Raw genomic sequence first — 26,107 nt, forward strand, 5'->3', positions numbered from 1 at the left:
ATCAAGCCGAAGATGACTTGGCGATGGCCGGCGCCATGCCGTTCGCGGCGTCTTCGATCATCAGCGGTTCGAGCGCGTAGCCCGCCGCGCGCCATGCTTCGAGGCCGCCGAGCAGCGGCGCGACATCGGTGAAGCCGTGCGCCGTCAGCTCTTTGGCGGCGAGCGCGGCCGATACTTCGCTCGGGCAATCGCAGTAGGTCACGAGCTTGCGATCGCGCGATATGCCGGCGAGTTGCGATGCGGCGTCGTCGTGCAAGAGCAGCGCGCCGGGAATCGCGAACGGATCCATCGCGCGACGTTCGCGTCGGCGCACGTCGATGACGAGCGGCGGCGGCTCGCCTTCTAGCAGCGTGCGGAGCATTGCTATATCGATGCGCGCCATGCGCAGCCTGCGCAACAGCGACACGCGCTGCCACCAGCGCACGGCGAGATAAAGCGCGAGCGCGATGACCGCGATCGCGATCACGCCGCGTCCGAACAGGTCGAGCCAGGCGAGCACGCTATCGACGAGATCGGCGAACATCGCGCCGAACGCGACGCCGATGCCGGACCACAAGAGCGCGCCGAGCGCGTCATAGAGAAGGAAGCTGCCGATGCCGATACCGGTCGCGCCCGCGACGGGAATAGCCAACGTCGACAAGCCGGGAATGAACTTCGAGACCGCGAGAATGCGTACGCCGAAGCGGCCGAAGAAGTCGAGGCTGCGGTTCACGCAGGTATCGCGCGAGATCGAAAGCTTGCACATGAAGGCGAGCACGCGGCTGCCGTAGCGGCGCCCGAGCCAGAACCAGAGCGCATCGCCGATGAGCGCCGCGATGCTGGCCGTGGCTACGATGGCCGCGAGCGCCTCCCACACCGCCGATGGAAAGCTCGTTGCAAGCCCCGAACCCGACGCCGAAGCGAAGCTCGCGGAGACCGCGATCGCTCCCGTCAAAACCAATGTGGGCAAGGCTGGGAGCGGCAAGCCGAGGCACTCGAGCAGAACGTTGGCAAAAACCAACGGCAGGCCGTATTCGATGATCAGCTCGCGTAGCATGGTTCGCGCCCTGGTGTTCTACGCCCAAAAAAGCGGCCGGGAGCCTCAAAAATATAAGGGTAAATCTTTGAAACCCTTATCCTGATTGGGTTTGCGCTGCGCTATCATACCAAGCGCCGCGTATAGAGGCGGCGCGAAGGCGACGAAGTGAAGCAATGCCGGTGAGATGCCGCGCAAGAACGCCGAATCGTCGGGGAGGCACGCCAGAAGGCCGTCCCTACTCGACTGCACGGTTTGCGCACGTATAATCGGCGCGTTCGCGCTGTTCGTGTCAACCTAAACTGATAAAGGAACCTTAATGAACAAACAGGAACTGATCGACGCCGTAGCCGCGCAGACCGGCGCCAGCAAGGCTCAAACCGGCGAAACGCTGGACACGTTGCTCGAAGTGATCAAGAAGGCTGTCTCGAAAGGTGACGCAGTGCAGTTGATCGGCTTCGGCAGCTTCGGCTCGGGAAAGCGCGCAGCGCGCACCGGCCGCAATCCGAAGACCGGCGAGTCCATCAAGATTCCGGCCGCGAAGACGGTCAAGTTTACGGCTGGCAAGGCATTCAAGGACGCAGTGAACAAGCGGTAAGCATCTTGCCGATTGTGCGGCTACTCGAAGTAGCCAGATGTACATGACCCGCCCTTCGGCGGGTTTTTTTTCGTCCGGCATCAATGCCGATGATCGTCGCAATCGCAGTCGGGACCGTGGTCGTGGTCATGCTCATGATCGTGGTCCTCGACTTCCCACGCGGGGAACGGATCGGCGAAGCTTCGCCAGGCGTCGGGACCGCGCGCCCATTCGTCGTCGGTGAGCAGACATGCGTCGAAGCGGTCTTGCCAGACGGCAGGATCGAGATTCAATCCGATCAGTACCAGCTCCTGCCGGCGATCGCCGATGCTGTTGTCATCCGGATCGCCATACCATTCCGCGACGATTTCGGCTTCGAGCTCGGGATCGTCAGTCGGCCATTCGCTGCGATCCTGCGCGGCCCACCATAGTCCCGCCGGTCCATGCCGGACCGTTCCGCCCGCTTGCGACAGCGAGCCGCCTACATCGCTTCGCGTCGCGAGCCAGAAGAAGCCCTTCGCGCGCAGCACGTCGGGCCATTCCTGATGCAACAGATTCCACAGACGCTCGGGATGAAACGGCCGGCGCGCGCGATACACGAAATGGCCCACGCCGAACGCATCGGGTTCGTCGGCCGACGGATGTTCGCCGTTCAGGATCGCGAGCCAGCCGGGCGCGCTCGCGGTCGCATCGAAATCGAAACGGCCGGTGTTCAGCACGTCGCCGATGGGAACGTCGCCCGATTGCGCCCGGACCTGGAGCGCGCGCGGATTGAGACCATGCAGGATGCGCGCGACCTTTTCGATTTCATCCGCGCTGGCGAGATCGATCTTGTTGATGACGATGACATCGCAGAATTCGATCTGTTCGATGAGCGTCTCGACGACCGTCCGATCGTCTTCGTCGTCATGGCCTTCCGGCGACAGACCGCGCTCGGCGAGCGAATCCGCGGACGCGTAATCGCGCAGGAAACTCGCGGCATCGATCACGGTGACGAATGTGTCGAGATGCGCGTGGCCCGCGAGCGTCGCATCGTCGTCGTCGCCGAACGCGAGATGCTCGGCGATGGTCATCGGCTCGGCGATGCCCGACGTTTCGACGACGATCGCATCGAAGCGCTGCTGCTCCGCGATCCAGTTGATCGCGCTTTCGAGCGCTTGCATCGACCGGCTGCCGAGTGTCAGAAGCAGGCAGCCGTTGGGCAGTTCGGTGGTTTCGCGATCGGCGCCGGAAGCGGCTTTGCTGCACGTCACGGCGCCGATGCGCACGCCTGCGGCGTTCGCGAGCAAGGCATCGACGAGCGTGGTCTTACCCGCGCCGGTGAATCCCGATAGCACGGTAATGGGCAATGGCATCTGATTCATCGCAATGGAGCGTGACAGGGAACGGAGCGCACGAGCGCGAACCCGCGCTGCCGGTCGGGCGGCGCGGGCGATCGAATAGGGGATTTTGCATCAAATGCACGCCGTGCGCGGCGCACATGCGGAAAAGCGCGGGCGAAGGTCAGCGCGTAGCCTGAAGCAGCTTCCAGCGACGCAGGATCTCGATGATCTGCGCCGAGTACTTGTCGCGCAGCGCAGGTGTTTCGGAATGGTAAGCACCGACCGCCTGCCACGAATTGCCATACTTGTTCATCTTCTGACGCAGATGCCACGCGGCCACATAGACGCTCTTGCACGGCTCCATCAGCGTGCCGCTCGAGATGCCGTACTGGGCGAGCGTGTTGAGATGGATCGAGTTGATCTGCATCAGCCCGTAATCGGTCGAACCATTCGCGTTCTTGTTGATGGCGTCGGGCTTGTTGTGCGATTCCTGCCACGCGATCGCGCGCAGGATGAGCGGATTGACCTTCTGATACTTCGCCGCTTCGTCGAAGCAGTCTGCGTGCGCGGCCGCGGCCGCCATGAGCGGCCCGCATATCGCCAGTGATCGCAATATTCTCTTCATCTTCCTTCTGCTCCATCCGCACACGCGGAACGTCATGCCGCCGTTGCGGCGCCTTGGCGCCAACGCCAACAAATCAACGTCCGCGGCCGGGCGTGCATGGGGAAAACCCACCCTTTCTGTAACCGCCCGGAATGCGGAACCGACCGTATCATACCGGCTGACGAATCCGCCCAAAAGTTGGCTATCAGACATACGCCCGTTTCGCCCTCCGAAACCCGCATGCGCGCGAGGCGCACCGGCCTATTGATCGGACTTGTTCTAAATGTCTGAATAATAAGACTTCTGGACGTTGTACAATTCGGCTCCCGCGTACATCGGCCGAGTCTCGGAATCGTTCAGATACGGTCTATCGGCAAGTTATTCGAAAGCTTGAGAGCGCTGGATTTTGTATCGCACGTGGCAGCCTAGGGCAACGTGATCCGGAACGAATTGGCACAATTCCGTTACACAAAGCTGCTATCGTCATATTTTTTAAAATAACCGCGAGGGGTCGGGCCCGCCCGTTCCACACCGCGGTTGGCGGCGCTCTCGGCTGACGAGCGGGGCTGCCTCAGCCGGCTCCGAAGACCCGGCTCTGACATCAAACCCATGAGAAGACAACCTATGGCACTGCGTCGTCTGGCGACGGCAATGCTGGCGGCGGGACTTATCGTCGCCCAAGCCGCGCACGCGCAGGTGACGTTGAATTTCGTCAACGCGGATATCGACCAGGTCGCGAAAGCGATCGGCGCCGCTACCGGCAAAACGATCATCGTCGATCCCCGCGTCAAGGGGCAACTCAATCTGGTTTCGGAGAATTCGGTTCCCGAGGACCAAGCGCTGAAGACGCTCCAGTCGTCGCTGCGCATGCAGGGCTTCGCGCTCGTGCAGGATCACGGCGTCCTGAAGGTCGTGCCCGAAGCCGACGCCAAGCTGCAGGGCGTGCCCACGTATGTCGGCAATGCGCCGGCGGCGCGCGGCGATCAGGTGATCACGCAGGTCTTTCAGTTGCACAACGAATCGGCGAACAACCTTCTGCCGGTGCTGCGTCCGCTGATCTCGCCGAACAACACGATCGCGGCGTATCCGGCGAACAACACGCTCGTCGTCACCGATTACGCGGACAACGTGCGCCGCATCGCGGGCATCATCGCGGGCGTCGATACGGCGGCGGGCCGCTCCGTCGACATCGTCACGCTGAAGAACGCCAATGCGATCGACGTCGCCGAGCAGATGAACAAGCTGCTCGATCCCGGCGCGATCGGCAGCACGGACGCGACGCTGAAAGTCACCGTCACGCCCGATGCCCGCACCAACTCGCTGATGTTCCGCGCATCGAGCAGCTCGCGCCTCGCCGCGGCGAAGCAACTGGCGCAGAAGCTCGACGCGCCCACGACCCAGCCCGGCAACATGCACGTCGTGGCGCTGCGCAACGCCGACGCGACGCGTCTCGCCAAGACGCTGCGAGGCATGCTCGGCAAGGGCAACAACAGCTCGGACAACACGTCGAACACCAGCTCGAACACGTTCGGTCAGAGCGGCGGCGGTCTCGGCAATTCGTCGATGTCCACCGGAACGTCCGGCACGCCGCCGCTGCCGGGCGGACTCAGCGGCAGTTCGGGCAGCGGCAGCAATCCGATGTCGGGCGGCACCGGCAACAAGGACTCGAGTTTCTCGTCGAACAAGGACAACGATTCCGGCAACGACCAGGGCGGCGGCATGATCCAGGCCGATGCCGCGACGAATTCGCTGATCATCACCGCGGCGGATCCGGTTTATCGGAACCTGCGCACCGTGATCGACCAGCTCGACGCGCGCCGCGCGCAGGTGTACATCGAAGCGCTGATTGTCGAACTTTCCGCGACGAGCGGTTCGAATCTCGGCATTCAGTGGCAGGGCGCGCTGCTTTCCAACAGCGGCAACAACGCGCTCTACGGCAGCTCGAGCTTCGGCGCCGGCAATACGAACATCGTCGATCTGACCTTGCAGGGCAACGCGATCGCGCAGAATCCGTCGTCCCTCACGTCGACGTCCGGCCTGCTCGCGCAAGGCTTGAACATCGGCCTTTTGCACCGCTTCGGCAATCTCTTCGGTCTCGGCGGACTCTTGCAGGCGCTGTCGACATCGGCGGATGCGAACATCCTCTCGACGCCTAACCTCATCACGCTCGACAACGAGGAAGCGAAGATCGTCGTCGGCCAGAACGTGCCGGTCGTGACGGGTTCGTACGCGACGCCGACCGCCAATGCCGCCACGTCGGTCACGGCGTTCAACACGTTCGACCGCCGCGACGTCGGCGTGACCCTGCACGTCAAGCCGCAGATCACCGACGGCGGCGTGCTCAAGATGCAGATCTATCAGGAAGATTCGAGCGTCGATTCCACGACGAAGAACGATCCGGGCGGCGTGACGATCAACACGCGCTCGGTGCAGTCGACGATTCTCGCGGACGACGGCGAAATCGTCGTGCTCGGCGGTTTGATGCAGGATCAGTACAACAACAACAACAGCAAGATTCCGCTGCTCGGCGACATTCCGTTCATCGGCAGCCTGTTCCGCAGCGAAGGCAAGACGCGCACGAAGACCAACCTGATGGTGTTCCTGCGTCCGGTGATCGTGCGCGACCAGGCGACGGCCACGCAGATCGCCAACACGCGTTACGACTATCTGCGTCAGCAGCAATACGGCTCGACGACGGATAACCGCATCATCAAGGATCAGAACGTGCCGGTCATGCCGCCGAAACCGCTCGGTCCTTCCGAAGGCGGTGGACCGCCGGCCCAAAATCTGCTGGACTGGAGCGATACGACGCGCGGTCCCGGCCCGAGCACGACGCTGCCACAGAATCCGGATGCCGGCCCCGCGCCGCAACCGACGCAGACCGCGCCGCAATCGACGCTGCCGCCGCAAAGCACGTATCCGGCGCCGTCGAACGGCGCGACGAACGCGATTCCGGCCAATGGCGCGACCAACGCCATGCCGGGCAATGCCGCAACGGGAGTCCATCCGTGAGCACGGTCAACGATGCAGTCGAGAGCGCGAGCACCGCGGCGTCGCCGCTGGCGGCCCGGCTCGTGCCTTACGGCTTTGCGCGCAGCGGGCAGATTCTGCTCGCGCATCAGCACGCGGACAGCATCGAAGTCTGGATAAGCGAGCGCACGACCGACGCGGCGCTCGCGGAAGTCGCGCGTAATTTCGGCGCGCTGTCGATCATCCGCAAGCCCGCCGACGAGCTCGCCGCGGCAATCAACTCGGCCTACGCGCGCAACGACGGCAGCGCCGCGCAGGTCGTCGGCGAAGTGGAAGGCGAAGTCGATCTGTCGCGCCTGATGCAGGACATTCCGGAAGTGGAAGACTTGCTGGAATCGGAAGACGACGCGCCGATCATCCGCATGATCAACGCGCTGCTCACGCAGGCGGCGCGCGAACAGGCATCGGATATTCACATCGAGCCGTTCGAGAACGCGTCGGTCGTGCGCTTTCGCGTCGACGGCACGCTGCGCGACGTCGTGCGGCCGAAGAAGGCGCTGCACGGCGCGCTGATCTCGCGTATCAAGATCATGGCGCAGCTCGATATCGCCGAAAAACGTTTGCCGCAGGACGGGCGCATCACGTTGCGTGTCGGCGGCCGTCCGGTCGATGTGCGCGTGTCCACGCTGCCGACCGGCCACGGCGAGCGCGCGGTGCTGCGTCTCCTGGAAAAGGACGCGCAACGCCTGAATCTCGAAACGCTCGGCATGGCGCGCGACACGCTCGTCCAGTTCGACAAGCTGATCGGCCGCCCGCACGGCATCGTGCTCGTGACCGGCCCGACCGGCTCCGGCAAGACGACCACGCTGTACGCGTCGATGTCGCGCCTCGAGACGACGACCACCAACATCATGACGGTGGAAGATCCGATCGAATACGACCTGTCGGGCATCGGCCAGACGCAGGTGAACGAACGCATCGGCATGACGTTCGCGCGCGCGTTGCGGTCGATTCTGCGTCAGGATCCGGACATCATCATGATCGGTGAAATCCGCGATCTCGAGACCGCGCAGATCGCGGTGCAGGCTTCGCTCACCGGCCACCTCGTGCTCGCCACTTTGCACACGAACGATGCCGCTTCCGCCGTCACGCGTCTCACCGACATGGGCGTGGAGCCGTATCTGCTCGCGTCGTCGCTGCTCGGCGTTCTGGCGCAGCGGCTCGTGCGCCAGCTCTGTCCGGTGTGCAAGGAAGAGCGCGTCGAGGAAGACGGCACGAAGCATTACCATCCGGTCGGCTGCGACCGATGCGGCCAGTCGGGTTATGTCGGCCGTCGCGGTGTCTATGAGCTGCTGCTGATCGACGACGCGATCCGCCCGCTCATCCATCGCAATGCGGCCGATGCCGAGATTCTCGAAGCGGGCCGCAAGCAAGGCATGCGCACGCTGCGCGAGGACGGCGATCGCTGGCTCGCGGCCGGCGTGACGTCGCTGGAAGAAGTGTTGCGCGTGACGGGCGGAGAATAAGCAGATGCCGGCATTCCGTTTCGAGGCGATCGATCACGCGGGCAAGACGCAAAAAGGCGTGCTCGACGCCGACAGCGCCCGCGCCGCGCGCAGCCAGTTGCGCACGCAAGGGCTGACACCGCTCGTCGTCGAGGCGGCGGGCTCGCGCACGCGCGGCGAGCGCCAGCAGCGCCTGTCGCTCGGGCGGCGGCTGTCGCAGCGCGAACAGGCGATTCTCACGCGTCAGCTCGCGAGTCTTCTGATCGCGGGCTTGCCGCTCGGCGAGACGCTCGCGGTGCTGACCGAGCAATCCGAGCGCGATTACATCCGCGAACTGATGGCCGCGATCCGCGCCGAAGTGCTCGGCGGCCATTCGTTCGCCAACGCGCTCGCGCAGCATCCGAAGGACTTTCCGGAGATTTACCGCGCGCTCGTCGCGGCGGGCGAGCATACCGGCAAGCTCGGCCTCGTGCTGTCGCGTCTCGCGGACTACATCGAACAGCGTAATGCGCTGAAGCAGAAGATCATTCTGGCGTTCACGTATCCGGGCATCGTGACGATCATTGCGTTCGGCATCGTCACGTTCCTGCTGAGTTACGTCGTGCCGCAGGTCGTGAACGTGTTCGCGAGCACGAAGCAGGCGCTGCCCTTCCTGACCGTCATGATGATGGCGCTCTCCGCCTTCGTCCGAAGTTACTGGTGGGCCGTGCTGATCGGCGTCGTGATTTTCGCGTGGCTCGTGAAGACGATTCTCGCGCGGCCCGGGCCGCGCATGTCGTTCGACCGCTGGCTGCTGGGCGCGCCGCTCATCGGCAAGCTGGTGCGCGGCTACAACACCGTGCGCTTCGCCAGCACGCTCGCGATCCTCACCGCCGCCGGCGTGCCGATCCTGCGCGCGCTGCAGGCCGCGGGCGAAACGCTCAGCAACACGGCGATGCGCGAGAACGTCGACGACGCCATCGTGCGCGTGCGCGAAGGCTCGTCGCTGTCGCGCGCGCTCGGCAACACGAAGACGTTTCCGCCGGTGCTGGTTCACCTGATCCGCTCGGGCGAAGCGACCGGCGACGTCACCACGATGCTCGACCGCGCTTCCGAAGGCGAAGCGCGCGAACTCGAACGCCGCACGATGTTCCTCACGAGCCTGCTCGAACCGCTGCTTATCCTTGCGATGGGCGGCGTCGTGCTCGTGATCGTGCTCGCGGTGATGCTGCCGATCATCGAACTGAATAATCTGGTGCAGTGATGAACGCCCTTCAAACTCGCTTACTGACGCTCGCCGCGCTCGCGCTCTTTTGCGTGACGGTGACGTATTGGGTCGTCACGCTGACTTCGCGGCAAACCGCGCCGCTGCCCGCCGCGGCGGCGACGCGCCAGCCGTCGGTCGGGCAGGCTGCGACCATTTTCGGCGGACGGCTGGAGCGTCAGGCCAATTCGGACGTGCATCTGTTCGGCATTCTCGCGCTGCAGGGCGGCGCGGCGGCCATCGTGAGCTACGGCGGCGAGGCGGCGAAAGCCGTGTCGCTGGGCGGTCCGCTCACGCAAGGCGTGAAGCTTTCGGAAGTGCGCGCGCGCTCGATCATCATCGAGCGCAACGGCGTCAAGTCGGAGATTTTCCTGCCGCAGAATCCGCCCGGCCCGACGATCTGGGTGCGCTGAACGCGACGCGATGCCTCGCTTGCGGCCGAATCACGCGACGAAAGCGGATCGATAGAATGACCGGCGGCTTCGGCAAGGCGGAAAGCCGCGCGATTTTTGTAATCACCGGGCAAGACCCGGAAACAATATTTTCAATTCAAGAGGTAGCAGTCATGCAATTGTGGACCCAACGCCGCATGCGAATTCAACAAGCTCAGGCGCAAGGACGCCGCCAGCGCGGCTTCACGCTGATCGAAATCATGGTCGTGATCGCGATTCTCGGCATTCTCGCCGCGCTGATCGTGCCGAAGATCATGAGCCGCCCGGACGAGGCGCGCCGCGTCGCCGCGAAGCAGGACATCGGCACCATCATGCAGGCGATGAAGCTGTATCGCCTCGATAACGGCCGTTATCCGACGCAAGAGCAAGGCCTGCGCGCGCTGATCGAAAAGCCGACGACCGAGCCGGTGCCGAACAACTGGAAAGACGGCGGCTATCTCGAGCGCCTGCCGGCCGATCCGTGGGGCGGCCAGTATCAATATCTGAATCCGGGCGTGCACGGCGAAGTCGACGTGTTCAGCTACGGCGCGGACAACAAGGCCGGCGGCGAAGGCAACGATGCCGACGTCGGCTCCTGGCAGTAAATCGGCGGCTTGAATCGTGAACGGGCATTCGGCGGCGCGGCGTCAGGCAGGCTTCACGCTGCTCGAAATGCTCGTCGTGCTGGTGATCGCGGGCCTGCTCGTGTCGCTCGCGTCGCTGCAACTCACCCGCAACCCGCGCACCGATCTGAAGGAAGAAGCGCAGCGTCTCGCGCTGCTGTTCGAATCGGCGGGCGACGAAGCGCAGGTGCGCGCGCGGCCGATCGCGTGGCAGCCCATCGACGGCGGGTATCGCTTCGACATCCGCACCGAGGACGGCTGGCGTCCGTTGCGCGACGAACTCCTGCGTCAGCGGCGCTGGGAAGGCGGCGTGACCGGCGTATCCATCCAGTTCCTCGATTCGGACAAAACGGCGGGCCGGCTCGTGTTCGGCACGGAGGCCATCGACTCGCCCATGGAAATCACCTTGTTCTCGGCGGTAGGCCGCGTGACGATCGTCGGCAGCGGCAACGGCCGCTATCAGGTGCAGTGATGCGCCAGCGTCGTCATCAACGCGGCTTCACGATGATCGAAGTGCTCGTCGCGCTGGCGATCATCGCGGTGGCGCTCGCCGCCTCGGTGCGCGCGGTCGGCTCGCTCGCGACGGGCGAAGCGGAGCTGCATCGGCGGCTGCTCGCGGGCTGGAGCGCGGACAACGAACTCGCGCAGCTCAGGCTCTCGCATCAGTTTCCGGCGATCGGCTCGCGCACGTTCGACTGCTCGCAGGGCAATCTGAAACTCTCGTGCACGCAGCGCGTGAGCCAGACGCCCAATCCGATTTTCCGGCGCGTCGAGATGCTGGTCACGACGCCGGGCCGCTCCGGCTATCTGGCGCAAATGGTCACGGTGGTGGCGAATGAAACGAACCGCTCGCTCTGACCGCCGCGCCAGTCAGCGCGGTTTCACGCTGCTGGAAATGCTGATCGCCATCGCGATTCTCGCGGTGCTCGCGGTGCTGTCGTGGCGCGGGCTCGATTCGGTGATTCGCGGCCGTGCGACCATCGAGAACGCGATGCAGGACGAGCGCATCGTCGCGCAATTGTTCGACCAGATGCGTATCGACGCGCGCCAGGCCGCAACCGACGACGAAGCCGGCCAGCCCGCCGTGCAGATCGGCAATGGCTCGCTGCAGATCGTGCGCGGCGTCTTCGCGCCCGGTACGGCGCCGCGTCTGCAAGTGGTGCGCTATAGGCTGTCGAACGGGCGGATCGTGCGCTATGCATCGCCGCCGCTGTCGAATGTCGGCGAAGTGCGGCGCGCGTTGCAGTCGGGCGATTCGGGCGACGGCTGGACATCGATTCCGCTGATGGGCGGCGTGGCGTCGCTCGCGACGCGCGTCTACATTCCGGAAAAAGGCTGGACGACGCGCATGGGCGACGTGTTCGCGCAGATCAACCAGAACGACAACAACCTGAAAGTGCCGCAACTGGGCAACGCGCCGCTGGCGCGCGCCGTGTCGGGCGTTCAGGTCGCGGTCGGCGCGCGCACGCTGGCGACGCCGATCACGCGCGTCTTTCTGGTCGGAGAATGAACATGCGCGCTCCGAACCGGAAGAAGCAGCGCGGCGTCGCGATCATCAGCGCGCTCCTCGTCGTATCGCTCACGGCGATTCTCGTCTCGGGCATGCTGTGGCGTCAGCAGGTGCAGATTCGGCGCATCGAGAATCAGCGGCTGCTCGCGCAGGCGCAATGGATTTCGCGCAGCGCGCTCGACTGGACGCGTCTCATCCTGCGCTCGGAAGCCGATACTTCGCCGACGGTCACGTATCTCGGCGGCGTGTGGGGCGTGCCGATCGCGCGGACGAAGCTGTCGGATTTTCTCGGGCAGATCGGCGAAGTGCGCGCGCAGCAAGGCGCGTCGACGTATCTGTCCGGCTCGATCGAGGACGCGCAGGCGAAATTCAACCTGCGCAATCTGGTGTCGACGCCGACGCCCGGCGTGCTGACGATCAACGTCGCGCAGATTCAGGCGTTTCAGCGGCTGCTGACGATGCTCGGCATCAACGGTTCGCTCGCGAAGACGGTCGCGCTGCAGATGCGCGCCGGCCTCGCGCGCTCCGCAACGCGCTTCCAGACGCAAACGGGCAACAGCGCGACCACGGCGAGCGGCCAGAACAACGAATCGACGACGCTCGCGGCGATCGCGCAGGGCGGCGGCGCGGCCGGCGGCGGCAATTTCACCGACGATCCCGGCCTGAAGGACCCGGACAGCAACGCGCCGGTCGCGCCCTTGCAGATGATCACCGTCGATTCGCTGCTCGACGTGCCGGGTTTTTCCGCGGAAGCGGTCGCGAAGCTGAGGCCGTTCGTCACCGTGCTGCCGACGACGACCGCCGTCAACATGAATACCGCGCCCGCCGAAGTGATCGCCGCGCTGATCCCGGGCATGAATCTGTCGCAGGGACAAGCGTTCGTCGCGCGCCGCGAGACGGTGTTCTTTCACGACATCGGCAACGTGCAACTCGCGCTGACCGGCGCGGGCGTCAAGACGGTCTCGATCGATTCGAACGAGATGGACGTCACGACGAAGTATTTCGTGATCCACGGGCGCGTCGAACACGAGCGCGCGCAACTGGAGCGCACGACGCTCGTGTATCGCGATCCGACGACGCATACGACGCGCATCGTCTACACGCGTGATTCGCTGTAGAACCGATGCGCTGTTATTGATGAGAGGAAGTGGCCTTTGAGCACACTGATCGTTTTGTTACCGCCGCGCGATCCCGCGGTGCGTTCGGAAGAGTGGCATCTGCCGGATCTGCCGTTTCTGCTGCTCGACAAGCGCGGCGAGCCGCAACGCATCGGCCGCGCGGCGATCGGGCTGTTGCCGCGCGCGAGTGCGACCGTGCTGATCGTCGCTGCGCGCGACACGCTTCTGCTCGCCGCTGCCGTGCCGCCACTCAAGGGGCCGCGCTTGCGGCAGGCGCTGCCGAACGTCGTCGAGGATCAGCTGATCCAGGATCCGCAGACGTGCCACATCGCCGTCGATCCGGTCGCCCTCGCCGATGGCAAGCGCGTCGTCGGCGTGATCGATCGCGGCTGGTTCCGCTTCGTGGTCGGCGCGTTTTCGGGCGCGGGGCATCGCAATCTGAAGGCCGTGCCCGCGATGCGCTGCCTGCCGGTTCCGGCCGCCGTGCCATTCGATGAAACCGGCGAAGCCGAAGAGATCGAAGCGCCGCCGCAGCCGTTTATCGCGGGGCTGCTCGGTCATGTCGTGTCGACCGCGCCCGCGCTGATCGGCGAAATGGCCGCGCCCTCGCCCGCCGCGCTCGGCGCGCCGCGCATCGAGGTGGCGATTGCGCGCGGCGAACGCGCGGCGCTCGGCGAAGGACTCGCGCTGCCCGCCGATTCGATCGAGGCAACGCTCGCCGCGCTCGCCGGCGATCAACCCGTGACGCTTTATTCGCTCGCCGATCTGCCCGGCGACGAACCGCGCTTGTCCGGTTCGCGCAATGCTGCGGCGGCCATCGCCGGCGCGCATCCGATCACGTTCGAGGCGCTCGCGCGCAACGCGCTCGCGTGCCGCTTCGACCTGTGCCAGTTCGAATTCGCCGCGCAACCGTGGCGGCTCGACCGCGCGACGATGCGGCGTCTGCGCGTGCCGATCGCGCTCGTGGCGGCGTCGGTGGTCGTGTCGATCATCGGCATCAACGTGCAATGGCTGCAGCTTGCGCGTCAGCGCGACGCGATCAGCGCGCAGGAAACCGAGCTCCTGCTCAACGCCTTCCCGAAGACGACGACCGTGCTCGATGCGCCCGACCAGATGACGCGCAATCTCGATCGTCTGCGCGTGGCATCGGGCGAGCTGTCGCCGTCGGATTTCCTGTCGCTCGCCGACGGCCTCGCGCGCTCGCTCGGTCCGGTGCCGGTGAACGGCGTCGCGGGGCTCGATTATCGCGAGCGTCGGCTGGAAGTGACCTTCAAGCCGGAGACGAAGGTCGATCCCGATCTTTCGAAGCGCCTCGCCGCGAACGGCCTGAACGGATCGATCGATACGAACACAGGCAAATGGACGATCAGGAGCGGCCAATGAAAGCGGAAATCGGACGTTCCCTGTCGGAATTCTGGGAAGCGCGCACGCCGCGCGAGAAGACCATTCTCATGTGGGGCGGCATCGCGGTCGGGCTCGCGCTCGTCTATCTCGTGCTGTGGGCGCCCGCCTATGAAGGCCGCGCGCGGCTGCGCGAATCGCTGCCGACGATGCAGCGCCAGCTCGCGACGATGACCGCGCAGGCCAACGACGCGCGCTCGCTCGCGCCCGCCGCCGAAGGCGTGATGCCGACCGGCGCCGCGTTGCGCGATGCGCTCGCGAAGTCGCTCGCCGACAACGGCATGCAGCCGACGCAGGTTCAGGTGATCGGCGCGGCGGTGCAGATTCAGTTGAAGAACGCGTCCTTTCCGAACTGGACGGCGTGGCTCGACGACGCCCGCAAGCAGTTCAAGGTGCAGGTCTCGGAGGCGCACGTCACGGCGCTGAAGCCGGATGGCCAGGTCGATCTGACGGCATCGCTGCAACCGGCCGGCACGAAATGAGTTACTGGACGCGACGAATCCGGCTCGCGTTGCCGGCGCTTTTCGTGATCGTGATTTCGGTCGCCGGCACGCTGCTCGCGATGATGCCCGCCGCGTGGATCGTGCCGCAGTTCTCGAAGGCAACGGGCGGCCATGTGAATCTGGTCGATCCGGCGGGCTCGCTGTGGAGCGGCTCGGCCACGCTGATGCTCGCCGCGGGCAGCGACGGCGCGGGCGCGACGCTCTTGCCGGGGCGCATCGAATGGACGACGGCGTTTCTGCCGCTCTTCACCGGCCGCGTTCACATGACCATGCGTCAGACCGAAGCGATGCCCGATGCCGTGATCGTCGACGCCACCACGCGCGGCGCGGTCATCACCGCCGGCCAGATCGCCGTGCCCGCGACGTTGCTCTCGGGCCTCGGCGCGCCGTTCAATACGCTCGATTTCGACGGCAGCGTGCGGCTCTCGTGGACGGAGTTCCGCCTACTGAACCGCAATGCGTACGGGCAAGTGGTCGTCACGCTCGATGACATGGCTTCGCGCGTCTCGCGCGTGAAGCCGCTCGGTTCGTATCGCGTCGCGTTGCAGGCGCAGGGCGCGTCCGCGACCATCGATCTTTCGACGAGCAAAGGTCCGCTGATGCTCACCGGCAACGGCGCGATCTCACCGGAATCGACGTCGTTCCAAGGCACGGCGACGGCCGCGCCGGATCAGCGGGAAAACCTCGCGGGTCTGCTCAACCTGCTCGGCCGTCACACCGATCCGGACACGGTCGCCCTGACCTTCATGCGTTGATCAGCGGCTGGCGGTTTGCGCCGGACTCGACGCGGGCGCGGGCGCTTGAACCGCGCCCGTTTCGCGATCCATCTGCCCGACATCCCAGCCGCCGCCGAGCGCCTTCACCAGTCCGACCGACGACACCATCCGCTGTCCCGCGATGTTCGCGAGCTTCTGCTGCGCGGTGAATGCGGTCGTCTGCGCGGTCAGCACGCTGATGAACGCGACCGTTCCCGCCTTGTACTGATTGTTGATGATCGCGAGCGCCTGCTGCGCCGATTCCACGGCCTGCTGCTGCACGACGATTTCCTTCTCCAGAATGCGCAGCGACGCGAGATTGTCTTCGACGTCCTGGAACGCGGTCAGCACCGTCTGCCGATACGTCGCGACGTTCTGGTCGTAAGTCGCGCGCGCGGCTTCGGTGCGCGCGGAGCGCAGGCCGCCGTCGAAAATGGTCGCGGCGATGTCCGGCCCGAGCGTCCAGAAGCGCGACGGCGCGCGCAGCAATTGCGACAGCACCGAGCTTTCGAAGCCGCCTTGCGCGGAGAGCGTGAGCGTCGGGAAGTACGCGGCCATTTCGATGCCGATCTGCTCGTTCGCCGCCGCGGCCTTGCGTTCCGCCGACGCGATGTCGGGCCGGCGCTCGAGAATCGCGGATGGCATCTGCACGGGAACGGTCGGCGGCGTGGCGTCGAGCGGAATCGGCGGAATCGAAAACGTGGAAGCGGCCTCGCCGACGAGCACCGCGATCGCATGTTCGTACTGCGCGCGCGCGACGCCGTTATCGATGGCCGATGCCTGCGCCGACTGCAACTGCGTCTGCGCCTGAATCACGTCCGAACGCGCGACGATGCCCTGCGCGTACTGATTCTGCGTGAGCTTGAGCGATTGCTCGTAGGCCGCGACGGTGTCGTCGAGGAGCCTTTGCTGCGCGTCGAGCGAGCGCAACTGGAAATAGGTTTGCGCGAGCGTGGCCTGCGCGGACAGCCGCGCGTTGGCGAGATCGGCGGCGGCGCCTTCCTGGCCGGCCTTTTGCGCGGAGACCGTGCGCGACACGCTGCCCCACAGATCCGGTTCCCACGATGCGTCGAGCGCAAGGCTGAACTGGTTGGTGACGGCACCCGTCTGCCCGAGGCTGGAGCTGCTGGTCGACCGGTTGCCCGCGCCCGTTCCCGAACGCGCCGCCGAAGCCGATGCGCCGATCGTCGGGAAATACGCCGCGCGCGCCTCGCCGACGAGCGCGCGTGCCTGACGATACGCGGCCGCGTATTGCGCGATGGTCTGGTTCGATTGATTCAGGCGCGCTTCGAGATCGTCGAGGCGCTCGTCGCGATAGATGCTCCACCATGCGCCGCGATCGGCCTGGTCGGCGGGCTGGGCGACTTTCCAGCCTTCGGGCGCTTCCTTGTAGCTGGCCGGGACCGCCGCCGTCGGGCGCTGATAATCGGGCCCGACAGCACAGCCGGCGATGAACATCGCGAGCATGGCGGCGAGCGCCGTCGTGGTCAGGCGCGCGGCGGCGGAAGCGGGAAAGGCGGGGCGATACGGCATCTGCTTGTCGGAATTCCTGTCGGCGCCGCGCCGTTCGATATGACGCACGCGGCAAGCCGAAATGGTAACGGAACGCGACGGGCGCTCGTGCGGCGCGCGCGTCAGGCAGACGTTAGCGTAACGGGTTCGCCGTAAGGCGGGTGTTACGCAGCGGGTGGAATCGGTTACGACGCGTTACGGTGACGATTATCGTCCGCTACCGGGACACGGCGAGCAGGGCGCCGAGAGCAACGGTCGCGCCGGCGCTTTCGCGGGCGCGGCCGCCGCCTTGCGACGCTGCCGGTTCTCGAACCATCCCATGCCCAAGACGACGAACGATCCGCCCGGCAGCAGGAACACGATCAGATACAACGCGAGTTTCCACGAACTCAGCTTCGGCGGGACGAAGTGACGGGAGGCGTCCGCGATCTTGCTGCTGATGGGGCCGAAGCGTCGGCGGGCGGTACGGACAAAGCGGGTCATCGAAAGGTCCTTCGGGCGTCGGCGAGCGACGGCGGGCGATCAGAACATGGTCTCGGGCGGCGCATGAAGCGCGTAACTCGTTGCATAGAATAATATTGACTGTGCAACTACTTTTCAAGATACTGCTGATTGCTTTTCGCAATTGTTGCCTTTAGGAGACGCGGCGCAGTGTCACACTTTTGCATCCGCGGTTTGACCGATGTCGCATGAACGGCGAACCGCTTTACGATCCCGCGACGATCCAGCTCGAAACGAGCCTCGGCTACTACCTCGCGAAGGCGCGCAACGTGCTCGTCATGCGAACCGATCAGGCGTTGAAGCCGCTCGAACTCACGTCGCCGCAGATCGGCGTGATTCTGCTGCTCGCGTCGGGGCGGGCGCGCACGCCGCTGGAACTGTCGCGCGAGCTGTCGTACGACAGCGGCTCGATGACGCGCATGCTCGACCGGCTCGAGAAGAAGGGTTTCGTCAGCCGCGCGCGTAGCGAAGTGGACCGGCGAATCGTCGAACTCAGTCTGACGGAGCGCGGACGTGACGCGGCGGCGCGTTTGCCGGTGATCGGCGCGGCCGTGCTCAACGAGCAGTTGCACGGCTTTACGCGCGCCGAGCTGGATCTGCTGATCGCGATGCTCGCGCGCATCGTCGGCAATACGCCGATGGGCGACTGCGCGCCATGCATGCTCGACGACGACTTGCACTGATTCATCGGAATTAACCTGCATTTCTGCGCCGATTTCACTGTCTGAGCAGAGAATGCCGCGACAAGAAATAGTTTGCGTGCGATGCGCGTTTCGAGCGCCGCGCGCCGGAGAAACCTTCGATGTCCACATCCACTGCGGGCACGCCCGCCACGCCGCCCACGCCCGTGCCGCTCACGGGCGGCATCCTCGCCCTTTTGACGATGGGCCTCGCGCTCGGCACCTTCATGGAAGTGCTCGACACGTCGATTGCGAACGTCGCCGTGCCGACCATTTCGGGCAGCCTCGGCGTCGCGACGAGCGAAGGCACGTGGGTCATTTCGTCGTACTCGGTCGCTTCGGCGATTGCGGTGCCGTTGACCGGCTGGCTCGCGCGGCGCGTCGGCGAGGTGAAGCTCTTCACGATTTCCGTGCTGCTGTTTTCGATCGCGTCGGCGCTGTGCGGGCTGGCTCACAACTTCGAATCGCTGATCGCGTTCCGGCTGCTGCAAGGCCTCGTCTCCGGCCCGATGGTCCCGCTGTCGCAAACCATCCTCATGCGCAGCTATCCGCCCGAAAAGCGCGGCCTCGCGCTCGGTCTCTGGGCGATGACCGTGATCGTCGCGCCGATCTTCGGCCCGGTGATGGGCGGCTATATCACCGACAACTACACCTGGCCGTGGATCTTCTATATCAACGTGCCGATCGGCGTGTTCTCGGCGGCGATCGCGTACTTCCTGCTGCGCGGCCACGAGACGAAGACGACGCAGCAGCGCATCGACGGTGTCGGATTGGCGCTGCTCGTGATCGGCGTCGCGAGCCTGCAGATGATGCTCGACCTCGGCAAGGACCACGACTGGTTCAACTCGAACTTCATCGTGACGCTGGCGATCGTGTCGGCGGTCTCGCTAGCGTTCATGTTCGCGTGGGAGTTGACCGAGAAGGAACCGGTGATCGACCTTTCGCTCTTTCGCGACCGCAACTTTGCGATGGGCGTGCTCATCACGTCGCTCGGCTTTCTCGCGTTCTTCGGCTCGGTCGTCGTGTTGCCGTTGTGGTTGCAGACCGTGCTCGGCTACACGCCGTGGCTCGCGGGTCTCGCCACCGCGCCGGTCGGGATTCTCGCGCTGGTGCTGTCGCCGATCATCGGGCAGAACATGCATCGGCTGAATTTGCGCGTGGTCGCGAGCTTCGCGTTCCTCACGTTCGCGTTCGTGTCGCACTGGAACTCGACCTTCACGCTCGATACGCCGTTCGACCAGATCATCTATCCGCGCTTGATTCAGGGCATCGGCGTCGCGTGCTTCTTCGTGCCGATGACGACGATCACGCTCTCCAGCGTCTCCGACGAACGGCTCGCGGGCGCCGCGGGCCTGTCGAACTTCCTGCGCACGCTGTCGGGCGCGATCGGCACGGCGGTCAGCACGACGTTCTGGGAAAACGACATGATCCGCCATCACGCGCGTCTGACCGAATCGGTCACGCCTTATTCGGCGGGCACGAACGCGTATTCGGACCTGCTGTCGGGACTCGGCTTGTCGGGACAGGCGCTGACCGCGCAACTGGATCGCGTGGTGTCGGCGCAGGCGTACATGATGTCGACCAACGACTTCTTCCGCATTTCGTTCTATGCGTTTCTCGTGCTGGCCGCGATGGTCTGGCTGACGCGGCCGAAGAAGGGCGCGTCAGCCTCGATGGGACACTGAACTACTGAGGCGTGAGCGGCGTGACCGACTGCCCCGGCTGGTTTTCCAGATTGAGCGGGACCGGCTGATCCAGCGGGCTGACCTGCACGCCGCTCGGCGCGGGTGCAGGCGGGGTCTGCGTGGCTTGCGGCGTTTCGGTCTTGCGCAGTCCGGGGCCATTCTTGATGAACTGCTTGAAATCCGCGCCCGCCTGCCACGGATTCGGCTGGCAGCCGAGCGGATTATCGCAATGCGCGGCGAAACCGATCGTCGCGGTGCCTTCGTTGGTCGGCGTCTTGGTGATCTGATACGCGAGCGCGCGCTTGCCGCTCGACGGCCCCGCCGTCTGGATGATCGAATCGGTGACGGTCTGCAGCTTGTATTCGGAATGGTTCGTCACCCAGACCTGGGCGCGCGCCCACCACGCGTCGCATTCCGGCTTGCTCATGCAGGTGAGCGGTTGCGTGGCCTGCTCCATCGTCGTGCTGCTGACCTGGTCCTGCACGGCGCAGCCGCTAAAAAGGGCGAGCCATGCAGCCCCAAGCGCGGCGGCGGCGAAGTACTTCTTCTTCATTACTCCCCCGATCGTCGAAAAGTCGGCCATATTTTGACCCCTCAAATCGGATGATGTGATGACGCGTTTCCCTCTGTTGCATAAGCCGGAAACAATTGCCGCCGCGTGCTGACACCGCAGCGGAAAAATCGCCTCACGCGTTCGCGGGGTTCAGCTTGTAGACCTGATACGCCGCAACGAAGGCGTCGAACGTTTCCGTGTCGCTGCTTTCGACGACCGCCTGTTCCACAAGCGATTTTGCCGCAAGCTCGTTCATCACGCGCTCTTCTGCGACGGAAAGCGGACGCGCACGAAAATTTTCCGCGTGACGCGCGCTGAGATCGAGCGCGAACTCGTCGAAGGTTTGCTGCTTGTCGCGCATCGTTTGCAGCACGCGCGCGGACGGCGTGAGCGACGCATCGGCGATGCGCGGCCGCAGCGCTTCCAGCGCGCGCGTGTGATCGCCGTTGCCGTTTAGCGTGTCGAGCGTCTTCGCGACCGGTTCGATTGCATCGAAGAGTTCTTCGGCCCATTGCTGCATCGGCACGCTTGCGCCGTCGCGTTGCAGCGCGAGACCCGGCTTGCGCCCTTCCTTCGACACCGTCATGAAATTCGCGTTGGCTTCGATGCTCGCGCCGGGCGGCAACAGCGGGCTGTCTTCCAGTGCGCAATAGAGCAGATACGCATCGAGAAAGCGCGCGGTTTCGAGCGAGATGCCCGTCGGCACGAACGGATCGATGTCGAGGCAGCGCACTTCGATGTACTGCACGCCGCGCTCGGCCAGCGCATGCAGCGGACGTTCGCCCGAATGCGTGACGCGCTTCGGGCGGATCGTCGAGTAGAACTCGTTTTCGATCTGCAGCACGTTCGTGTTGATCTGCACCCATTCGCCGTCGCGCTGCGTGCCGATGGCTTCATACGGCGCATACGGCTGGCTCACGGCTTTGGCGAGCACGTCGAGATACGCGTCGAGATTGTCGTAGCTCGGCAGCAGATCGGCCTGCGCGGGATTGTTGGTGTATCCGAGATCGCTCATTCGCAGGCTGGTCGCGTGCGGCAGATAGAACGTGTCGGCATCGAACGTTTCCAGATGATGCTTCTTGCCGGCGACGAAGCGCTTGTTCAGCGCCGGCGACGCGCCGAACAGATACATCAGGAGCCAGCTCGTGCGGCGGAAATTGCGGATCAGCGCGAAGTAGCGCTCGGACTGAAAGTCTTTCGCGGACAGCGTGCTCGTCGCATCGAGCGCCTGCCAGGCGCGCCATACGTTTTCATCGAGCGAATAGTTGTAGTGGATGCCCGCGATGCATTGCATCGTGCGGCCGTAGCGCAGCGCGAGGCCGCGCCGGTACACCGTCTTCAACATGCCGATGTTCGACGTGCCGTAATAGCCGAACGGAATCTCGTCCTCGGGCGGCAGCGAGTTGGGCATCGAATTGTTCCACAGCAACTCGTCGCCCATGTGCGCGTACGCGAAGCGATGCAGCGCGTCGAGGCGATCGAGCGTGATCGCCACATCCGATTCGGCGGGCGTGATGAGCTCGACGAGCGCCTCGGAGTAATCGGTCGTGATGAGCGGATGCGTCAGCGCCGAGCCGAACGAGCGCGGATGCGGCGTCATCGCCAGCTTGCCCTGCGGCGTCACGCGCAAGCTTTCTTTTTCGATGCCGCGCAAGCCTTGGCGCAACGCGTCGGCATGCGGACCGGACGCGAGCGCGGCAAGCCTGCGCTCGAAAGCGCCGGCCTTGGTGTGAGCGGGATTCTTGTTTGCCATTGAAGCGTTCTGCGAGGAGCGCGAGCGCGTGTGCGCGCGGTCGTATTTTTAGGGTAGCGGGCACTTTAACATCTCGGTGTAAGGCGTGCTTGGGCCCAGACCAGGCAAGGGATTGCGGGTTTTTCGGGAGATTCGCGGGAGACGCGCGGGAGATCCGCGGAATACGCGGCGGTGCGCTTTGGAGCCGCTTGGAGCGGCTCGCGAGGACATCGAAGCGCTCGCGCGTCATGTCGACGGCGAGCGCGCCTGCTTCATGCAACCTTGTTGGTTTCGTTGCGCGCGCGTTCGGTTTCGAGCAGCGTTTCCTTGCGCGGCGTGCCCCAGCGATAGCCGGCGATCGCGCCATCCTTGCCGATGACGCGATGACACGGAATCGCGAGCGCCACCGGATTCGACGCGCACGCATTCGCCACCGCCCGCACCGCGCGCGGCGCGCCGAGCGATTCGGCGATCTCGGTGTAACTGCGCGTCTGCCCATACGGGATGCGCCGCAACGCGTCCCATACGCGCCGTTGAAATGCGGTCGCGCCGATGTCGAGCGGCAAATCGAAGCGCTCGCGCGTGCCTTGCAGATACGCGCGAATTTGCGCGATGAACGGCTCCAGTTTCGCGGCATCCTCGACGCGTTCGGCCTGCGCGAAATCGGCGGCGAGCTGATCGACGAGCGTGGGCGCGTCGTCGCCGAATGCGATCTTGCAGACGCCCTTGTCGGTCGCGGCGATGAGCACGGCACCCAGCGGCGTCGCGGCGGTCGCGTAACGCACGGTCAGCCCAGCGCCCTGACGCTTATACGCGGACGGCGTCATGCCGAGTTCCGCGGGCACGGCCTCGTACATGCGCGACGGCGAGCCGAAACCGGCGTCGTGCGTCGCGCGTGTGACGTCGCGGCCGCGCTGCAACGCATCGCGCAGCACGCCGGCACGCTGCGCCGCCTGATACTGACGCGGCGAAATGCCGACGATTCGCGAAAACAGGCGCTGCAGGTGAAACGGGCTGACGTGCACGGCGTCGCTTAATTGCGCGAGCGTCATGCGTTGCTGCGGATCGGCGTCGAGCACCTTGCATGCGCGCTCGACGATCGCGAGTTCGCGCGGCAGGCTCGTCGGCTGGCAGCGCTTGCACGCGCGGTATCCGGCTTGTTCGGCGGAGTCGGTCGTCGGAAAGAATTCGACGTTCTCGCGACGCGGCGCACGCGACGCGCACGATGGTCGGCAAAACACGCCGGTCGTGCGAACGGCGAAGAAGAAGGCACCGTCGGCGCGCTCGTCGCGATCGACGACGGCTTGCCAGCGGCTTTCATCGGAGGAAAAAACAGGGTTCGTGACGGTTTTCATGACGACCTCGATGGCTCTTGGGTACGTGACCACTGTAGAGCCGCCCAACTGAGGTTACGCGCCGATTCTTGCTCTGTCATCGGTCCGCGAAATCCGAAAAGTGACGCTCAGATACCACAAAGGGACGCCATAGGGGTTTTTACCGAAATTTCTATTGCGTCGCATCAAGTGGCTGTGTATGATTGGAACTGTCTCCTCCATGTCTCCTCCTGATATGGATTCAGCCCGCCCACTAAGGCGGGCTTTTTTTCGTCCGTGGTTTTTGCGTGTTCGAAACGTCAGCGCGAAAAAAACCGGGCGCGTGGCCCGGTTTCTCGTAGACGATTCCGCCGCCGTTACAGCACGTAGCGCGACAAATCCTCGTCTTGCGCCACATCGCCGAGCGCTCGTTCCACATACGGCGCGTCGATTCGCACAGGCTTGCCGGCATGATTGCCCGCCGCGAACGACACTTCTTCGAGCAGCTTCTCGATCACCGTATAAAGCCGCCGCGCGCCGATATTCTCGGTCTTCTCATTCACCGAAAACGCGATTTCCGCGAGACGCCGGATGCCGTCTTCCGCAAAGTCGAGCTCGACGCCTTCGGTCGCCAGCAGCGCCTTGTACTGCTTGACGAGACTCGCATCGGTCGAATTCAGGATCGATTCGAAATCGCCGACGGACAGCGAATCCAGCTCGACGCGAATCGGAAAGCGCCCCTGCAGTTCGGGAATCAGATCGCTCGGTTTGGCGAGATGAAACGCGCCGCTCGCGATGAACAGGATGTGATCGGTCTTGATCATCCCGTACTTCGTGTTGATGGTCGTGCCTTCGACGAGCGGCAGCAGGTCGCGCTGCACGCCCGCGCGCGAGACTTCGGCGCCGCCCGTCTCGCTGCGCGACGCGATCTTGTCGATCTCATCGAGAAACACGATGCCGTTCTGCTCGACATTCTGCACCGCCTTGCTCTTGACCTCTTCGTCGTTGAGCATCTTGCTGGCTTCTTCGTCGGTCAGCAGCTTGAGCGCTTCCTTGACCTTCACCTTGCGGCGCGTCTTCTTGCCGCCGCCGATGTTCGCGAACATCGAGCGAATCTGTTCGGTCATGTCTTCCATGCCCGGCGGCCCCATGATGTCCATGCCGACTTGCGGCATTTCCACATCGAGCTCGATTTCCTTGTCGTCGAGCGCGCCTTCGCGCAGGCGCTTGCGGAAAGTCTGACGCGTGGCGTTGTCGCCGCCTTCGCTGCCCGACGACTCGATCGCGTTCGTGGCGCCGAATCCGACCGGCCGCGCCGTCGGCAGAAGAATGTCGAGGATGCGGTCTTCCGCGCGATCTTCGGCCTTCGTGCGGACTTTCTTCATCTCGGATTCGCGCGTCTGCTTCACGGAAATCTCGATCAGATCGCGCACGATGCTGTCCACGTCGCGGCCCACGTAGCCCACTTCGGTGAACTTGGTCGCTTCGATCTTGATGAACGGCGCGTCCGCGAGCTTGGCGAGACGCCGCGCGATTTCGGTTTTGCCGACGCCCGTCGGCCCGATCATCAGAATGTTCTTCGGCGTGATCTCCTGACGCAGCGGCTCGGCGACCTGCTGACGGCGCCAGCGGTTGCGCAGCGCGACGGCAACCGCCTTCTTCGCGCGCCCCTGGCCGATGATGTGCTTGTCGAGTTCGGAGACGATTTCGGAGGGAGTCATGGTGGTCATCGCAAAAGTCCTTTATTCGATCGTCTCGATGACGCGATTGTGGTTGGTGTAGATGCACATGTCGCCGGCGATGGTCAGCGCCTTCTCGACGATGTCGCGCGGCGAGAGATCGGTGTTCTCAATGAGCGCCTGCGCCGCAGCCTGCGCATAGGCGCCGCCCGAGCCGATCGCCGCGATGCCGTGCTCCGGATCGAGCACGTCGCCGTTGCCGGTGATGACGAGCGTGTTGTCCTTGTCGGCGGTGATGAGCATGGCTTCGAGGCGTCGCAGCATGCGATCGGTGCGCCAGTCTTTCGCCAGTTCGACGGCGGCGCGCGTCAGATTGCCCTGATGCTTCTCGAGTTTGGCTTCGAAGCGGTCGAGCAGCGAGAACGCGTCGGCCGTGCCGCCGGCGAAGCCGACCAGCACCTTGCCGCCATAGATGCGGCGCACTTTCTTCGCGCCCCCTTTCATGACGATATTGCCGAGCGTCACCTGACCATCGCCGCCCAGCGCGACCTTGCCGTCGCGGCGCACGGAGACGATGGTCGTGCCGTGAAATTGTTCCATGTGCGTTCCTTGGATAAACAGACGATGCGTGGCGATGAAAGTCCGCCGCGCAGTCGAGAATTCGATGGAGTGCACGGCGCGGGGTTCCGTCGGGCGTGAGGCCCGAGGCGGACGGCGCCGCGCTCGCGCTTGCCGCGATGAAGCTTTTGCGGCGCGCGTCGGATTCATTTTAGGGCGACGCCGGATTTATCAAGGCGTACGGTATCGGCGCTCGCCGTTTTTACCGGGCACAAAGCAAAAAAGGCATCCCTTCGTTGGATGCCTTTTTGCCGATG

General features: G+C 64.7%; 25 protein-coding genes. 15 read left to right on the forward strand and 10 right to left on the reverse strand.

Translation table 11 applies throughout. From position 1 onward, the window contains the following. Position 1: 1 nt before the first annotated feature. Entirely contained in the window at positions 2-1,036 is a 1,035-nt protein-coding gene (locus tag LDZ23_RS13985) for a VTT domain-containing protein (protein ID WP_008352407.1), read from the reverse strand. 298 nt (positions 1,037-1,334) lie between these two features. Between LDZ23_RS13985 and LDZ23_RS13990 the strand changes: the two genes are divergently transcribed. Further along, positions 1,335-1,613, forward strand: a complete 279-nt coding sequence (locus LDZ23_RS13990) for an HU family DNA-binding protein (protein ID WP_008352404.1) — start codon at positions 1,335-1,337, stop codon at positions 1,611-1,613. A gap of 80 nt (positions 1,614-1,693) precedes the next feature. Here the strand turns inward: LDZ23_RS13990 and LDZ23_RS13995 are convergent, their stop codons facing one another. Both LDZ23_RS13995 and LDZ23_RS14000 read right to left on the reverse strand, forming a co-directional pair. Further along, on the reverse strand, positions 1,694-2,956 hold the full coding sequence (locus LDZ23_RS13995; RefSeq protein WP_008352402.1) for a GTP-binding protein: 1,263 nt from the start codon (positions 2,954-2,956) through the stop codon (positions 1,694-1,696). Positions 2,957-3,095: 139 nt separating this feature from the next. Continuing rightward, complete coding sequence (locus tag LDZ23_RS14000) at positions 3,096-3,539, reverse strand: lytic transglycosylase domain-containing protein (RefSeq protein ID WP_033536472.1); 444 nt, start codon at positions 3,537-3,539, stop codon at positions 3,096-3,098. A 603-nt stretch (positions 3,540-4,142) separates the two neighbouring features. Here LDZ23_RS14000 and gspD point away from each other — a divergent pair. From gspD to LDZ23_RS14060, 12 genes are all read left to right on the forward strand, one after another. Further along, complete coding sequence (gene gspD / locus LDZ23_RS14005) at positions 4,143-6,530, forward strand: type II secretion system secretin GspD (RefSeq protein ID WP_008352397.1); 2,388 nt, start codon at positions 4,143-4,145, stop codon at positions 6,528-6,530. Continuing rightward, positions 6,527-8,014 carry a type II secretion system ATPase GspE gene (gene gspE / locus LDZ23_RS14010; RefSeq protein WP_008352395.1) on the forward strand — a complete coding sequence of 496 codons (1,488 nt, stop codon included), beginning with the start codon at positions 6,527-6,529 and terminating at the stop codon, positions 8,012-8,014. The genes gspD and gspE overlap by 4 nt, the downstream gene beginning before the upstream one ends. Before the next feature lie 4 nt (positions 8,015-8,018). Then, a complete protein-coding gene (gene gspF, locus LDZ23_RS14015; protein ID WP_008352392.1) occupies positions 8,019-9,236 on the forward strand; it encodes a type II secretion system inner membrane protein GspF in 1,218 nt (405 codons plus the stop codon). Further along, on the forward strand, positions 9,236-9,649 hold the full coding sequence (locus LDZ23_RS14020) for a general secretion pathway protein GspC (protein ID WP_008352391.1): 414 nt from the start codon (positions 9,236-9,238) through the stop codon (positions 9,647-9,649). Before gspF ends, LDZ23_RS14020 begins: the two co-directional genes overlap by 1 nt. A 152-nt stretch (positions 9,650-9,801) precedes the next feature. Then, on the forward strand, positions 9,802-10,272 hold the full coding sequence (gene gspG / locus LDZ23_RS14025) for a type II secretion system major pseudopilin GspG (RefSeq protein WP_008352390.1): 471 nt from the start codon (positions 9,802-9,804) through the stop codon (positions 10,270-10,272). Positions 10,273-10,288: 16 nt separating this feature from the next. After that, positions 10,289-10,762 carry a GspH/FimT family pseudopilin gene (locus LDZ23_RS14030; protein WP_008352389.1) on the forward strand — a complete coding sequence of 158 codons (474 nt, stop codon included), beginning with the start codon at positions 10,289-10,291 and terminating at the stop codon, positions 10,760-10,762. Then, entirely contained in the window at positions 10,762-11,148 is a 387-nt protein-coding gene (gene gspI, locus LDZ23_RS14035) for a type II secretion system minor pseudopilin GspI (RefSeq protein WP_008352388.1), read from the forward strand. The genes LDZ23_RS14030 and gspI overlap by 1 nt, the downstream gene beginning before the upstream one ends. Next, positions 11,126-11,800, forward strand: coding sequence for a PulJ/GspJ family protein (locus LDZ23_RS14040; RefSeq protein WP_075583517.1), 675 nt, complete (start codon positions 11,126-11,128; stop codon positions 11,798-11,800). The genes gspI and LDZ23_RS14040 overlap by 23 nt, the downstream gene beginning before the upstream one ends. Continuing rightward, positions 11,797-12,918, forward strand: a complete 1,122-nt coding sequence (gene gspK / locus LDZ23_RS14045; protein WP_008352386.1) for a type II secretion system minor pseudopilin GspK — start codon at positions 11,797-11,799, stop codon at positions 12,916-12,918. The genes LDZ23_RS14040 and gspK overlap by 4 nt, the downstream gene beginning before the upstream one ends. Before the next feature lie 36 nt (positions 12,919-12,954). Further along, the gene (gene gspL / locus LDZ23_RS14050; protein ID WP_008352385.1) at positions 12,955-14,301 is read left to right on the forward strand and encodes a type II secretion system protein GspL; all 1,347 of its coding nucleotides are present in this window, start codon (positions 12,955-12,957) and stop codon (positions 14,299-14,301) included. Next, positions 14,298-14,801, forward strand: coding sequence for a type II secretion system protein M (gspM, locus tag LDZ23_RS14055; RefSeq protein ID WP_008352384.1), 504 nt, complete (start codon positions 14,298-14,300; stop codon positions 14,799-14,801). Before gspL ends, gspM begins: the two co-directional genes overlap by 4 nt. Continuing rightward, on the forward strand, positions 14,798-15,577 hold the full coding sequence (locus LDZ23_RS14060; RefSeq protein WP_008352383.1) for a type II secretion system protein N: 780 nt from the start codon (positions 14,798-14,800) through the stop codon (positions 15,575-15,577). Before gspM ends, LDZ23_RS14060 begins: the two co-directional genes overlap by 4 nt. Here LDZ23_RS14060 and LDZ23_RS14065 read toward each other — a convergent pair whose 3' ends face one another. Next, positions 15,578-17,110 carry an efflux transporter outer membrane subunit gene (locus tag LDZ23_RS14065; RefSeq protein WP_033536473.1) on the reverse strand — a complete coding sequence of 511 codons (1,533 nt, stop codon included), beginning with the start codon at positions 17,108-17,110 and terminating at the stop codon, positions 15,578-15,580. Between the two features lie 186 nt (positions 17,111-17,296). Then, positions 17,297-17,572 carry a hypothetical protein gene (locus tag LDZ23_RS14070; RefSeq protein ID WP_008352380.1) on the reverse strand — a complete coding sequence of 92 codons (276 nt, stop codon included), beginning with the start codon at positions 17,570-17,572 and terminating at the stop codon, positions 17,297-17,299. Positions 17,573-17,778: 206 nt separating this feature from the next. Here LDZ23_RS14070 and LDZ23_RS14075 point away from each other — a divergent pair, with 206 nt between their 5' ends. Together LDZ23_RS14075 and LDZ23_RS14080 are read left to right on the forward strand one after the other, a co-directional pair. After that, on the forward strand, positions 17,779-18,273 hold the full coding sequence (locus LDZ23_RS14075; RefSeq protein ID WP_244807672.1) for a MarR family winged helix-turn-helix transcriptional regulator: 495 nt from the start codon (positions 17,779-17,781) through the stop codon (positions 18,271-18,273). A 119-nt stretch (positions 18,274-18,392) separates the two neighbouring features. Further along, positions 18,393-19,955: a DHA2 family efflux MFS transporter permease subunit gene (locus tag LDZ23_RS14080; protein WP_033536461.1), complete on the forward strand. Its 1,563-nt coding sequence runs from the start codon at positions 18,393-18,395 to the stop codon at positions 19,953-19,955. A gap of 1 nt (position 19,956) precedes the next feature. Here LDZ23_RS14080 and LDZ23_RS14085 read toward each other — a convergent pair whose 3' ends face one another. The 5 genes from LDZ23_RS14085 to hslV form a co-directional block, all read right to left on the reverse strand. Beyond that, entirely contained in the window at positions 19,957-20,508 is a 552-nt protein-coding gene (locus tag LDZ23_RS14085; protein WP_008352375.1) for a hypothetical protein, read from the reverse strand. A 133-nt stretch (positions 20,509-20,641) separates the two neighbouring features. Next, positions 20,642-22,261: a glutamate--cysteine ligase gene (gene gshA, locus LDZ23_RS14090; protein ID WP_008352373.1), complete on the reverse strand. Its 1,620-nt coding sequence runs from the start codon at positions 22,259-22,261 to the stop codon at positions 20,642-20,644. 251 nt (positions 22,262-22,512) lie between these two features. Further along, the gene (ada, locus tag LDZ23_RS14095) at positions 22,513-23,595 is read right to left on the reverse strand and encodes a bifunctional DNA-binding transcriptional regulator/O6-methylguanine-DNA methyltransferase Ada (RefSeq protein WP_008352371.1); all 1,083 of its coding nucleotides are present in this window, start codon (positions 23,593-23,595) and stop codon (positions 22,513-22,515) included. A 335-nt stretch (positions 23,596-23,930) separates the two neighbouring features. Then, entirely contained in the window at positions 23,931-25,283 is a 1,353-nt protein-coding gene (hslU, locus tag LDZ23_RS14100) for an ATP-dependent protease ATPase subunit HslU (RefSeq protein WP_008352370.1), read from the reverse strand. 12 nt (positions 25,284-25,295) lie between these two features. Then, complete coding sequence (gene hslV / locus LDZ23_RS14105; protein WP_008352368.1) at positions 25,296-25,832, reverse strand: ATP-dependent protease subunit HslV; 537 nt, start codon at positions 25,830-25,832, stop codon at positions 25,296-25,298. Positions 25,833-26,107 lie beyond the last annotated feature (275 nt).

Source organism: Caballeronia zhejiangensis, assembly GCF_022879815.1.
GTDB lineage: Bacteria > Pseudomonadota > Gammaproteobacteria > Burkholderiales > Burkholderiaceae > Caballeronia > Caballeronia zhejiangensis.